This is a genomic window from Tenacibaculum agarivorans (assembly GCF_001936575.1).
Taxonomy (GTDB): Bacteria; Bacteroidota; Bacteroidia; order Flavobacteriales; family Flavobacteriaceae; genus Polaribacter; species Polaribacter agarivorans.
In genome coordinates this window covers 37234-49805 of record NZ_MSMP01000019.1, presented here as the reverse complement: position 1 = coordinate 49805, position 12572 = coordinate 37234, and the positions used below count along the sequence as shown (strand labels likewise).

Annotated in this window: 13 protein-coding genes and 1 tRNA gene; 4 read left to right on the top strand and 10 right to left on the bottom strand. The window is 27.4% G+C overall.

Annotation, left to right across the window (positions count from 1 at the left end):
- Positions 1-55: 55 nt before the first annotated feature.
- Together BVC87_RS14735 and BVC87_RS14730 are read right to left on the bottom strand one after the other, a co-directional pair.
- Positions 56-463, bottom strand: a complete 408-nt coding sequence (locus tag BVC87_RS14735; RefSeq protein WP_075343159.1) for a lipocalin family protein — start codon at positions 461-463, stop codon at positions 56-58.
- A 63-nt stretch (positions 464-526) separates the two neighbouring features.
- Positions 527-739 carry a hypothetical protein gene (locus BVC87_RS14730; RefSeq protein WP_075343158.1) on the bottom strand — a complete coding sequence of 71 codons (213 nt, stop codon included), beginning with the start codon at positions 737-739 and terminating at the stop codon, positions 527-529.
- Between the two features lie 80 nt (positions 740-819).
- Here BVC87_RS14730 and BVC87_RS14725 point away from each other — a divergent pair, with 80 nt between their 5' ends.
- On the top strand, positions 820-1071 hold the full coding sequence (locus BVC87_RS14725) for a helix-turn-helix domain-containing protein (protein WP_075343196.1): 252 nt from the start codon (positions 820-822) through the stop codon (positions 1069-1071).
- Between the two features lie 145 nt (positions 1072-1216).
- On the opposite strand, the gene BVC87_RS14720 is transcribed toward BVC87_RS14725, so the two are convergent.
- Positions 1217-1651 carry a JAB domain-containing protein gene (locus tag BVC87_RS14720; RefSeq protein WP_200799197.1) on the bottom strand — a complete coding sequence of 145 codons (435 nt, stop codon included), beginning with the start codon at positions 1649-1651 and terminating at the stop codon, positions 1217-1219.
- Between the two features lie 78 nt (positions 1652-1729).
- Complete coding sequence (locus BVC87_RS14715; RefSeq protein WP_075343156.1) at positions 1730-2092, bottom strand: hypothetical protein; 363 nt, start codon at positions 2090-2092, stop codon at positions 1730-1732.
- 253 nt (positions 2093-2345) lie between these two features.
- On the opposite strand from BVC87_RS14715, the gene BVC87_RS14710 reads away from it, so the two are divergent.
- From BVC87_RS14710 to BVC87_RS14700, 3 genes are read left to right on the top strand one after another with little or no spacing between them, the layout of a single operon-like run.
- On the top strand, positions 2346-3419 hold the full coding sequence (locus BVC87_RS14710) for an ABC-three component system protein (RefSeq protein ID WP_083629505.1): 1074 nt from the start codon (positions 2346-2348) through the stop codon (positions 3417-3419).
- The gene (locus BVC87_RS14705) at positions 3409-3885 is read left to right on the top strand and encodes an ABC-three component system middle component 2 (protein ID WP_075343155.1); all 477 of its coding nucleotides are present in this window, start codon (positions 3409-3411) and stop codon (positions 3883-3885) included. The genes BVC87_RS14710 and BVC87_RS14705 overlap by 11 nt, the downstream gene beginning before the upstream one ends.
- Entirely contained in the window at positions 3886-5727 is a 1842-nt protein-coding gene (locus BVC87_RS14700; RefSeq protein WP_075343154.1) for an AAA family ATPase, read from the top strand.
- A 35-nt stretch (positions 5728-5762) separates the two neighbouring features.
- Here BVC87_RS14700 and BVC87_RS14695 read toward each other — a convergent pair whose 3' ends face one another.
- The 6 genes from BVC87_RS14695 to BVC87_RS23445 form a co-directional block, all read right to left on the bottom strand.
- Positions 5763-6764 (bottom strand): DUF3871 family protein, encoded by a 1002-nt coding sequence (locus BVC87_RS14695; protein ID WP_075343153.1) that lies wholly within the window; start codon positions 6762-6764, stop codon positions 5763-5765.
- The gene (locus tag BVC87_RS14690; protein WP_075343152.1) at positions 6739-7611 is read right to left on the bottom strand and encodes an AAA family ATPase; all 873 of its coding nucleotides are present in this window, start codon (positions 7609-7611) and stop codon (positions 6739-6741) included. The genes BVC87_RS14695 and BVC87_RS14690 overlap by 26 nt, the downstream gene beginning before the upstream one ends.
- Before the next feature lie 378 nt (positions 7612-7989).
- Positions 7990-10476, bottom strand: coding sequence for a DEAD/DEAH box helicase family protein (locus BVC87_RS14685; protein ID WP_075343151.1), 2487 nt, complete (start codon positions 10474-10476; stop codon positions 7990-7992).
- Between the two features lie 2 nt (positions 10477-10478).
- Positions 10479-11024, bottom strand: a complete 546-nt coding sequence (locus tag BVC87_RS14680) for a hypothetical protein (RefSeq protein WP_075343150.1) — start codon at positions 11022-11024, stop codon at positions 10479-10481.
- 40 nt (positions 11025-11064) lie between these two features.
- Positions 11065-12246 carry a site-specific integrase gene (locus BVC87_RS14675; protein ID WP_262509530.1) on the bottom strand — a complete coding sequence of 394 codons (1182 nt, stop codon included), beginning with the start codon at positions 12244-12246 and terminating at the stop codon, positions 11065-11067.
- A gap of 205 nt (positions 12247-12451) precedes the next feature.
- Positions 12452-12520: transfer RNA gene (locus tag BVC87_RS23445), tRNA-Arg, on the bottom strand.
- Between the last annotated feature and the right edge of the window lie 52 nt (positions 12521-12572).

Sequence of the window (12572 nt, the reverse complement as noted above, 5' to 3'; positions counted from 1 at the left end):
AGTATCTGTGAGGTTATTACTTATTTTCCATCTCTAAAAGTTCCCCTTTTTTCTTTTATTCTATTCGTGTAAAGTAAATAGTTTTTATGTAATTATTAAGCCCAGTTACTGTGAGCTTAAAAGTCATTTCATTTCCATTTACCTCTACTACTTGTTTATTATTACCAGGTAAAGTTAATTCATTACTTGATTCATTATAAGAATATACCCCTTCAGAAGTATTTGCTTGATTACAATCAGTGCCTGAATATCTAATTAGTATAACTTCTAGATTAGATTTTAACTCCAAGGTTTCTTTTAAGTCACAATTTAATAGGCTTACATTTTCAGTTGTTCCATTTGAAAACTCTTTAGTTTCTTTTGTTTTATTCCATTTCCCTATGATTCCTGATTGAATATTATCTTCATTAGTCCCACATGAAAGTAATACTATAGATAATAAGATTAATAATTTGTTTTTCATATTGTATAATTTAATTAGTTACTCATTGAAATTACTAACATAATAGAGAATATATATTCGATGTTAGTTGTGATTTATTAATGTTGAGAATAAGATGTTTATAATTAGCTTACCTATATATACAAGTACTGTTATTATAGTATGTATTGTTAGGAAAAAGACTAAGAAACCTACTGCTTCTCTAAAAAGTTCTTTCAAGGGATTCTCTTTTTCCTTGTTTAATGCCCAAACTAGTAGTAACACTATGTATACAGCACCTATTAATATATATTTCATAGATTAAATTAAAAGTTGTCATATATGACATTAAAATAAACAAATATAGCTCTTTTCTTGACTTGTCAAAAATGACAACAATGATTAATGAAGATTTAACAGATTCAAAAGATATTATTCAAAGAAAAGTAGGTAACAAAATCCAATCAATAAGAGAATCTAAAGGATTATCTCAAGTTGATTTAGCTGGAAAAATTCAAGGCAAATTTGATACTACTAATGTTTCAAGAATTGAATCAGGAAGAACAAATTCAACTCTTTTTACTCTATATAGAATTAGTAAAGCTCTTGAAGTTCCTTTAACTGCTCTTGTGGATATTGATACTGAATAACTTCCATAGTTCTGTGAGGATAAAAGGATATATCTAAAAAAAGCTATAATTAATTATATAGATCTTTTTCAATTCATATTTTTTGTCTTAATAAGACTAATATAGATATTCTCTCATTTACACTAACATCATAGAGAATAATATATCATAATATTAATTCATCAGAAAAACTATAATATCCTGCTTTAGTTATTATTAAATGATCTAATAGTTTAATATCTATTAGTTCACATGCTTTTTTAAGTTTTTCTGTAATACTTCTATCTGAACTACTAGGAATTAAGTTACCACTAGGATGATTGTGAAATAGTATCAAGCCATGTGCATTAGTTTTTAATGCTACACTTAAGACTAATTTTATATCTATAATAGTTGAACTTGTTCCTCCTTTAGATAACTCATAAATACCTAATAGTTCATTTGCTCTGTTTAACAATATAATCTTAGCTTCTTCTTGGAGTTCTAGTAAATCTTTATTCCATTTCTCCATTATAACCTTGTATGCTTGGTTGCTCCCCTTTACTTTAATTCTTGAATTGTTATTATTAGAATACGAAACCTTTATTTCTGTTACTTCCATAATTTTAAATTAAATACTGTCCAGTTTTTGTAATCACTTATTAAAGTAACCACAGAAACTGGACATTTTTAAACACCATTAATTCAATCCATTTTGAGAAAACACATTTTCCTCTTCTTTAAATAATCCTTCTATACTAGGAGCCTCATCTGGTGTATAAACCCATTTATGAGTTAATACTACCTCTTCCCCTGTTTCTTTAATGATATACTCATAAGGAGTTACTTCTTGCTTAACTATACTTCCTTTCATTTGAGTTCCTATTAAAGCTTTACAAGTAGATTCATCAAAAGTTGAGGAGATTACAGCTTTTTTAGCTGTAGCATAGAATTGCCCTGTTGAATTACTAATTACCATTTCAATTCCTCCTTGCAGTTGCAATAAATAGAATTTAGAACCATCTTCCTTGTTACATTCTCTGTAACCTACAATTTGTACCATAATTTTTATTTTTTAGTTGTTAAATAAATTGACTGTAGAAAATGTTTCTACCCTCTAAAAAAGTTATCACTTTGGATTTACATATAGGGCTTCAAAAATATTTTCTACTGAGAAACACCACGGGGTGTTTTAAAATCAAGAATAAGTGGGGGTACTTAGGAAAGTGACATCAATGAAAGTAAAAGTCTGTGCAATTTTTTTTTATAAAATTCAAATATTATATTTACTCTTATTTAATTAACCTCAAAGAAAATTGTATCCAAAAGTCCCAAAAGAAACTTATACTACTTCATATCAAACCACATTCGGAAAAAGAATACTTCCTATAAAAAGAATAGAATTATTTTCACCAGATGAATGGGAAGAATTTATTGAAGAATGGCTAGAAGTTAAAAAAAATAAATATAAGGAAATTGAAAGGTTTGGTGGATCTGGTGATATGGGAAGAGATGTTGTAGCCTATATAAGTGATAAAACTAAACCAAACTATAAATGGAATTGTTATCAATGCAAACACTATGACAATCCTCTTATGCCCTCTCAAGTATATACTGAGTTTGGTAAAATAATTTACTACACTTTTAAAAAAGAATATCCTATACCAGAAAAATATTATTTTATTTCTCCTAAAAACTGTGGAACTTCATTATCATCCTTACTAATAAACCCTGATAAGCTTAAAAATAGTATTATGAATAACTGGGGAAAAAAAATACAAGACTCAATTTCAAAAACAACTATTAAGTTAGAAGGTGATCTCTTAAAATATTTCAATAATTTTGATTTTAGTATTTTTTCAAAAATACCAACAAAGGATATAATTGAAGAACATAAAAAGCATAATAATCATATTGTTAGATTCGGTGGAGGTTTACCTGAAAGAGAAAAACTAAATGAAAAGAAGATTCCTAAAAATATACAAAAAGAAGAAATAGTCTATGTCAACCAACTAATTAAAGCTTATAATTCAGAGTCTAAGAAGGAAGACTCTAAACCTGAAGAACTTGATGAAAAGCACTACAAACATTTTAACAGAGCTAGATTAAGTTTTCATCATTCAGAACAATTGAGAAACTTTTCTAGAGATAGTCTCCCTGTAAATACATTTGAAAGTTTTCAAGAAGAAATTTATAGTTCAATTATTGACATGACTGAAGAAAATTATGATAATGATTTTAAAAAAGTTATAGAAGTAGAAAAAGAAGTTAGAAAAATTACAATCTCTTCAAACCCACTTAAAGATGTTATAATCTTAAATGATAAAGTTGGGGTTTGTCATCAATTAGTAAATGATGGAAAAATATTTTGGGTAGCAAATGAAAAATAAAACCTCACCTTTCAATAACGAAATAGAATCTGGATTAAGAGTTTTATTCTTACTAAATGAAATTTTCCCAGAACCTTTATCCATAGAAAAAATAATTTATTTAGACTATTTTACTATTCATTCAGCTGATGTTGATGAGACTCAAAAAAGTATACACCCTCCTGTTCCTTATAGGTTTGGAGAATTTTATGTTAGAAGAAATATTACTCAAAATGGTATAAACTTATTTTTAAGTAAAAATTTAATCGATACATTTTATTCAAGAGATGGGATTCAATATAAAGCTAGTGAAAACTCTACTCCTTTTTTAGATAATTTAAGTGAAAGTTATTCTTTACAAATAAAAAACAAAGTTACATGGGTTGTTAATACTTTTTCAAAATACAACTTAGAAGAACTAAAAACAATTGCAAAAGAAAAATTAGAATTCATAAATAATGAATATAACCTCGAAATCTTAAACTAAATGAATTTTGGATTTATAATAAATGAGCTAAGATTATCTTCTTATTCAAAAAAACAAGCAACAATAAAATTCAAAGAAGGTTTAAATGTAATTGTTGGACCATCAAACTGTGGTAAAACATTTATATTTCAATGTATCAACTATATGCTTGGGGCTAATACTTCCCCAAAACAGATTAAGGAAGCGCGCGAGTACAACTCAATATATCTTGAGATTATTGATTTGAACAGAAATAGTTACACATTAAAAAGTGACTTAATAGGAGGCGATATTAAACTATTTAATAAGAAATTAGAAAACATATTACCTAATGACAATGATTATAAAGTTCTAAAAAGAAAACATAATGAATATAAAGAAGATACTATTTCTTTTTTTCTACTAAAACTGAATAATTTACAAGGTAAAAGAATTCGAAAAAATGCTTCTGGTAAAACAAAAAGCTTATCATATAGAGATCTTATTAATTTTATATTAGTTAATGAGAAAGAAATAATTACTGAAGACTCTTTGATTCAAACTAGAGGTAAAACAAATCAAACTATAGATTTGAATACCTTTAAATTAATTATATCAGGTAAAGATGATGGTGATGTAATTCAAAAATTAGATAAACAACAAATAAATAATAGGAAAGGAAGAGTTGAAGTTCTAAATGATCTTATAAAAGATTTAAACGAGGAAATACCCACTGAATATCACAACGCAAATACGGAAATACTTGAAGAACAAATAGGTAAAATTGACACAAACTTTAAATCTTTTAATGATAACTTTATAAAACTTCAAAAAGAATTTAACTCAAAAGAACAAATCCGGTACTCTTTAACATCTAAACTAGATAAACATAAATCTAAATTTAAAATACTAGAAGAACTGTTTGAACGTTCTAATATATTAGAAGAACAGTATTCTACAGATATAAATAGATTAAAATCAACGATTGAGGCAAGTATATTATTAAAAGACAACAGTCATTCAAATGATAAAAACTGTCCTTTATGCAAAAATAAAATAACAGAAAACTGTGATGAAACAGAAATAAATAATATTATACTTTCTTGTGAATCAGAAATACATAAAATAGAAAAGTTAATATTAGAGCTAAAAAGCTCTCAAATCTTAATGAAAAATGATATTTCTATTTTAGAAAAAAAGGTTTCTGACCTAAATAATCAAATAAAAAAAATAGATATAGAATTAGAGAAAGGCATAGGTAATGAAATGAATAATGTTTATAAGATTACTCAAGATTTAATTATCAAAAGAAATAATCTAAAACATATTGTAAAACTAAAAAAAGACATTAAGAAATACTCTGGTAAAACAATTGAATTAAATAATGATATTAAAACTGCTAATCAAAAGAAAAAATATGACAGCATTGATGATTCTTCAATGACTAAGTTCTTAGATAATTTTAAGAATGTTTTAAAAGGAATTAACCTTCCAAATTTAAGTTCTGTAAACTACAACTCCAACACAGTAGATTTCTCCATCTCAGGTGAAAATAGAGGATTATCTGGTAAAGGTGTTAGAGCTATAATTTATGCTAGTTTCATAATTGCAATTCAAGAATATTTACAAAATAAATCATACAAATTAAGTGTTCCTATTTTAGATTCTCCTTTAGTAACTTATAAAAAACCAGAAGCAAATGGTGAAGGAATTCCTGAAGACATGGCTATGGATTTTTATAGGTATATTTATAATTCTACAAAAGTAAAGCAGACAATAATTCTTGAAAATGAAGAACCACCTAAAGATATAATTAGTAAAATTAATTACATAAAATTTGGTAGCTCAACGAATTCATTACGAAAAGGCTTCATACCTAATTAAAAATGAAACTTTAAAATCATAGAAAATGCTATATATCATCCTAAAAACCAATGATAAATTCTACTACCATTAAATACTGTTATTAAACCTTGAGTAAATTCAAAAGCATTACTATTTCTACCTAGAAAAGTGTCTATATAACTACTCTTGTTAGCTGATGTAAAGAGATTATAAACATTCCATAAATTGATAGTATTATCTTCATCTTTACAAAATCTTTCATCTTGATAAAAATCTTTAGCTATAGTAGAAACTTGACCATCATTTAGATTTAGAGATGGTATAATAGCCTTTTCTTCTTTAGGAAGGTAATTATATAACCTCATCCTTCCTATCAGTTGAGCAAATTGTTTCTCCGTAAGCTTATATTGAGTAAGTTCTTTCATTTGTTTAATATGTCTTTCTGCTTGATAGCTTTCTATCACAGTAGCTATTTTAGCTCTTAATTCAGAATAAGAACCTACTCTTATTTCATCTACAAATCCATCTGAACTCACACATAAATTACAGCATACTTGATTTTGAAAACCTATAAAAAACTTAAATTTTTCTATTGTTTTCTTACTATATAAATTCTCTTGATTGTAAGCTCTCACTCCTCCTAGTGTCAAAGAAATTCTATTTCCATTTATAGTATCTGTTATACTTGGAATTCTTATGATAAATGCCATTCTTTCATAATAAATAGTTTTCTCATGTTCTAAGAGTTCATTAGCAGCTTTATTTATAGCTGTAGGAACTCTACCTTTAATTTGATGAGAAACTCTAATCTCAGGCTCTGATATGACATTTTGAGGAAAAATAGAGTTTACTACATCACAAACAACTTCTATGAATTCATGATGACTGATAGTTCTTTCATTATCTTTTGAGAAAACAGGAATAATGCATTTCTCTTTTAAATGAGAAAGACTAACACTCTTGGTATTAGCTTCTATAAAAGGAGATTTATTAAATATAATATCACTATACTCTATTATGTTAGTAGTTTTTTTAAAATCTACTTTATCCCTAGTAGGAATTAACTGTAGTTCCATTTTTATTTAGTTTTGGTAAATTAATTAACTTTTCTAATTCTTCTTTTTTAGCTTTAAATTGTGGTTGCAAGGTTTGTTGGTACTTTGTGTTTTCATTATAAAGCTTAGTTAACTCAGAAAGAGATAGACACTCTCTAATCTTTTTTAACATTTCTTGCACTGTTAATGATTTAGCATTACACCATTTTAACAACTTCTCTCCTGTTTCAGAAGAAATTACAAACTCAGGTTTATTCATAAACAAACCAGTTCTGTCTTTACTAGCCTTTGCTAAGTGTTTATCATTAACTATTTCAAAGTTTAATGTTAACTCATACTCAAAACCTTCACGTGTCACTTCTTTAGTACCATGTTTCACTACTTTAGTCTTACCATTACTTCCTGTATCTAAAGAGTAATCTGTTTTTCTTCTAGTAGTAGTTATAATGTGACTGGTAGATTGTAGAATTTCATCTATGAAAGCTTGATGTCTTGGTGTTACATCTTTCCAATCCTGCCATCTTCCTCCTAATAGTTCATGTATTTGTAAACAACCTCCTGCTCCATTCCATTCGTGACTTATTGAATCTACTATAATTACTTCCATGTTAGCTTTTTCGCACAGCTCTATTGCTTCTCTATATCTCTCAGGACTGTAAGGAGCTTGCAAATCCACTACATTAAAATTTCCTAAATCTGAATACAAGGAAGCAGAAGAATTTTCTGTATCAATAACAGCTATTTTACTCCAATCTTGAGTAATTCCGAAAGCTAATAATAATGATGAATATGTTTTACCAAATCCACTAGCTCCTGAAATACCTATTCGGAGCTTTATATTTTGTTTTTTGCTTTGTTTTAATTGCATAAATTATTTATTTAAGTTTAATATTTTTATTAAAAATAATTAAGATAAAAATTAACATAAAACACTGATTAACAATAAAATAAACTCGTTTTTTTATTATTAAAACTTGATTATTAAAAAATTTTTACGTAATTTTGCCCTGTCAGGTTTCTGAAAGAAAAACCTGAAAAGACTTCAGTATTTTGAGGTGGGGTGTGTTTCTAAGAGAGGGGAGGTAACTTTTGTAAGTTGCTCCAATGTTTTTACATAGCAGTACTATATACCACTTATTCTCGTTCTTCTAGTAAAGTAAAGATTATTCAAATTAATATATAGTATATATTCAAAAGTCAACTTTTTCTATCTGCTTATATATAGTAAAAACAAAAAAGTGGACTTTTATAAATCAAAAGGATTTAGATCACTTAATATAGTATTTAATTCGGTTTGCATTTCATTATAAACTTCTTCTCCTACTAAGTCAATTTCATCTTGCCTTTTTCTATCTAAATCTAATTGAGGACTAAGGAAATTTATTGGGTATGGATTTACTAACCTCACAGTAACTACTTCTTTTACCCTACATTTAGTACCATTAATTGAAGGCTCATGTTTAGCTCCTAGTTCTAATAAATCACTTTTTAAAATCTTATATAATGAGTTAATCTGTTTGCTTGCGGGTTTGTTAAGAATACTTCTTCTAAAATTATAAATATCTTGAGATAAGAAATCATCATACTGTATTAATGACTGTATTTGCTCCAACATACTTAAGTCTGTGTTATCCAGTCCAAAATTGTTATCAACCCTTATATAATAGTAATGTTTGCCTCTTGAAGTATACTCATGTATATTCTCTATTAGTTTCTTCTTAAAATGACCTATTGCTCTAAATAACAATACTCTATTCTTAGAAACTTCATCTGTGATATTATTAGGGTCTAATTCTAAAGCTACTTCTATACCATCAGATAAATAATCTGCCCTTGTATATTCTTCTTGTTGCTGAACTCCAAAATACCATCTCCTGGCTACAGTTAACAAGTACTTTTCAAAGATTTTTAATGTAATTTTATCACTTTGATATTTATTAGAGTTAACTCTTTTAAACTTTAATAGTGACCTTTTAAGTAGTATATCCTTTAAAGTATAATAATAGATACTAAAGTTCCCATAAGTAATAAATGGACTTAGTTTTATTTCTAAATTATTAGAATCATAGAAGGCTATTAATTCACTATTTATATTCTCTTCTGTAAAAAATAATGTTCTACTAGCTAAAATATTCTGTAGTTTACAATTAACAAACTGATTGGTTATTGCAGCAAAGGTTACATAACTGCTAATATCTTCTCCATAGATAGGGTAATTATTAGCTAGATAATCTTCCCCATCTTCCAGTACAAAAGTTTTATAATCTGGAAATTCTAGTTTAGGTAATCCATTTCTATCAATTGAATTCACTACCTCAATTTGTGTGGATAAATAACCTTTTAGTTCTTGTTCATAGAAGTTTCTCAAATAGGCTTCCTGTACATTTAAATCTTTGTATTCTACTAAGTAATTTCCTCTTTGAACTACTCTGTCATAAAGGCTTTTAAATTGAACTTTCTGTTCATTCCTCATAGAAGTATAATCAAGTGAACTATAATCAAACTCATTGGGTTTGGATAAGATTATATGAATTTCATTTTGGGTATTCTCAACATACCTTTGTCTAGCTAGGGCTTGTATTACAGAGTTAATTCCCCCTGAAAATATTCCGTACTTATTTATATAACCTTTTTCACTACTACTAGGAGGTAAAATAATCACAAAAGCATGGTTCTCTTTTTTAATACTAACCCCTGTTTTAAAGTTAGTTCCTACATTACATTTAGTATTATCATACCTATTTTCAGGTATAGTTCTATCTTCTTTTGTAATTGATGTACAGTCTTGAATCTCTCCAAAAGTTTCATTTAATAACTTTCCTAGATCACTTCGTGGACTAACAATATTTTTAGAAAGTGATTTAGAATAACAAAGAATATCAATTTGCTTACCTCTAGCCACCAATTGTTCAATAGTATTTTTTATTTCTCTAGTTTCTACATTAAAGGTATTATCATCACTATAATGTAAGTATAATTTACTTTGTCTCTCAGGAAATAAGACTCTTTTTGACTCTATAAGTTGAATCTTTCTATCTGTCAGTTCAGCTAAATATTCAATCACCACCTTAGAAGCTTCATTATAGGTAGCACTTATTATAAAATTTTTGTGGACTACATTCTTCCACTTCCATAGGTTGAAAATATATTTCTGTTTGAAGTTATAATAAGAATCATGTATTTCATCATAGATAAATACTACAGGTACTCTTTTAGCCTCACAGAAACTAGATAAATTACTTAAATATATTCTTTTCTCCTCAGAATGCCTAAAGCCTTCTTCTCCTGGGTTTCCTAATAGAGTATTAGCTGTAATTATATGGATGGGCTTATCTAAATAGGTTGGTAAGTCTTCTTCATTATATTCTTCTTCTCCAATATTTTCGTAACTAAATATCTTTTCTTGTGGTATGTTTACCTGTGATTGTAAGTTGTCTACATACTGTTTAACTAGACTTATAAAAGGTGAAGCTATAAAAATTAAATAATCTTGTTCAGATTGATAATACTGTTTTACTATTTCAATAATAGAGTAGGTTTTTCCTTGACCTACAGCAGCATTTATTACTACTGTATTTTTTTCTTCTAAATCTATTTTAGATTGAATAGCATCATTTATATATCCTTCAGAGTTTGGCTGAATAATACTCTTCTGACCTACAAGAAAGATAGGGAAATCCTCAGGATCTAACTTTTTAAACTCTACTTGATAATTTTCAAATTCAGAATTCATAATTAGTCAATATATTCGTGAAAATTATGTTTTACCTCATCATTTAACTCTAAAAAACAATCCATTAAATAGAGGGATAAATCTAAAAGCTTATAATTCCTTGACCCTATAGCATTACTACCAATATATTTACCTCCATGCATCACATTATTTCTAACCCTTCTAATGTAAACACATATTTTTCTAGTCAAAGAATCATCTTCCCTTACCCTATCTCTATACACAAGTACACCTCCTTCAACTTCTTGCTTCCTTGGAGGTTCCATTACAAAAAAATCAACTGCTTCTTTTAATTTAACTATTTTTTCATGATTAAATCCAAATCCATCTAATTCTTGATTAATTAAATTACAAAAATCCTCATTTATAGAATCTGCATAAGCATCCCAATTTGCACTAGCAGCTCCATGTCTTTCTATCAAAAAGTCATCAGTTTTTTTAAGTGCATACTCAAACCTTGAAAAAACTAGGAAAAACTGTTGCATTATTATAACACCATCAGGAATTGATTCTTGAGCACTAGTAAGAAACACATCTATATTGTCCATTTAAAAGTAAAGTATATTTTTAGTAAATATAAAATAACCTCTATAACTTTCTCTTTAATTTTTGAATTTCATTAACAACCTTACTTTTGACCACCTTAGCATAATGTTCTTGTGTAACCTGTAATCTAGAGTGTCCTAATAACTCAGACACTACTTCCATGGAAACTCCATTATATAGTAACACAGTAGTTGCAAAAGTCTTTCTCGCAACATGATGTGTTAACTTCTTTTCTATACCAACAATATCAGCTATTTCTTTTAAATAAGAATTAAACTTCTGGTTTGAAATTTTTGGAAGCAAGCAATCATATTTATCTAAAATCTCTTTAGCTTTTGGTAATATAGGGACTGATATTTTGGACTTAGTTTTCTGTCTATACATTTCTATCCATAAATTATTATCAAAACCTAGAAGAACTGAATTAGGCTTAAGAGATGACATTTCCTGATAAGCTAATCCTGTATAACAACAAAAAATAAATAAATCTCTAACAACACTTAACCTCTTCTGATTAAAACTAAAACTCTCTAATAATTTAAGTTCTTCAACTGATAGATAAACAAGTTCAATTTTATAACTAGTTGCTTTATATAGAGCAAATGGATTTCTTTCTAAATAATTCTCATCTATTCCAAATTGAATGATCTTTCTAACCCTCTGTAAACTTCTATTTATGGTAGCTTGACTTAGTTTGAGTTCTACCTTAAAATAGTACTCTAAATCTTTTATAAATTTTAAATCAAGCCTATTTAGTTTAATATCACTTTTCTTGTGTTTGAACTTTATAAACCTTTCAACCTTTCTCTTATTCTCAACATACCTACTCCAAGAAATCTCTTTAAAATCAATTCCAATAAGCTTTTTGGTTTGCTCATTATGTATATCATATAATTCTAATAAAGTCTTCTCTATCCTAGTGTTTTCACCTTTGTACTGACTATATATATCATCAACACTAAAATCTTTATGTTGTAATTGTAATAATAAAAAAGCCTCATTAATCTTTTGACTAATAAGGCTCAGTTTTGAATTTACAATTTTAGAGTTTTCCACTTTCTTTAAAAGCATTTGTTTCTTACTATCCCAATGATTAGGATTAATGAATAATCCTGTAGCAAACTCTCTTCTTTTCTTATTATAGGTAATTCTACACTTCATAGGACAAAGTCCTTTCTTATTTATCTTACTCCCATTACATATAAACAGGACACTTAATTTCATACTCATAATATCTTACTCTATTATGTTAGTAAAAAATGGGACACCTAGAATTTAAAAGTGGGACACCTAAAAGGACACCTTAAATACTTTTATCTAGATAATAATTAGAGAAAGGAATAGCAACACACTAATTAAGTAAACACGCTACAGACACCATAAACTATAGAAAACAAAAAAGCCTTACTAAAACTAGCAAGGCTTATTGTGATCGCGACAGGATTCGAACCTGTGACCGTCTGCTTAGAAGGCAGATTTTATTAAATCATATAAATTCAAACAAGAACAAAATCACCTGTAAATAAAGGGTTTTTAAGAAATTTACAATT

Excerpts from the sequence above, each read along its gene's own strand:
- BVC87_RS14735 (WP_075343159.1), bottom strand. The coding sequence starts at position 463 with ATGAAAAACAAATTATTAATCTTATTATCTATAGTATTACTTTCATGT.
- BVC87_RS14730 (WP_075343158.1), bottom strand. The coding sequence starts at position 739 with ATGAAATATATATTAATAGGTGCTGTATACATAGTGTTACTACTAGTT.
- BVC87_RS14725 (WP_075343196.1), top strand. The coding sequence starts at position 820 with ATGATTAATGAAGATTTAACAGATTCAAAAGATATTATTCAAAGAAAA.
- BVC87_RS14720 (WP_200799197.1), bottom strand. The coding sequence starts at position 1,651 with ATGGAAGTAACAGAAATAAAGGTTTCGTATTCTAATAATAACAATTCA.
- BVC87_RS14715 (WP_075343156.1), bottom strand. The coding sequence starts at position 2,092 with ATGGTACAAATTGTAGGTTACAGAGAATGTAACAAGGAAGATGGTTCT.
- BVC87_RS14705 (WP_075343155.1), top strand. The coding sequence starts at position 3,409 with ATGAAAAATAAAACCTCACCTTTCAATAACGAAATAGAATCTGGATTA.
- BVC87_RS14700 (WP_075343154.1), top strand. The coding sequence starts at position 3,886 with ATGAATTTTGGATTTATAATAAATGAGCTAAGATTATCTTCTTATTCA.
- BVC87_RS14695 (WP_075343153.1), bottom strand. The coding sequence starts at position 6,764 with ATGGAACTACAGTTAATTCCTACTAGGGATAAAGTAGATTTTAAAAAA.
- BVC87_RS14690 (WP_075343152.1), bottom strand. The coding sequence starts at position 7,611 with ATGCAATTAAAACAAAGCAAAAAACAAAATATAAAGCTCCGAATAGGT.
- BVC87_RS14685 (WP_075343151.1), bottom strand. The coding sequence starts at position 10,476 with ATGAATTCTGAATTTGAAAATTATCAAGTAGAGTTTAAAAAGTTAGAT.
- BVC87_RS14680 (WP_075343150.1), bottom strand. The coding sequence starts at position 11,024 with ATGGACAATATAGATGTGTTTCTTACTAGTGCTCAAGAATCAATTCCT.
- BVC87_RS14675 (WP_262509530.1), bottom strand. The coding sequence starts at position 12,246 with ATGAAATTAAGTGTCCTGTTTATATGTAATGGGAGTAAGATAAATAAG.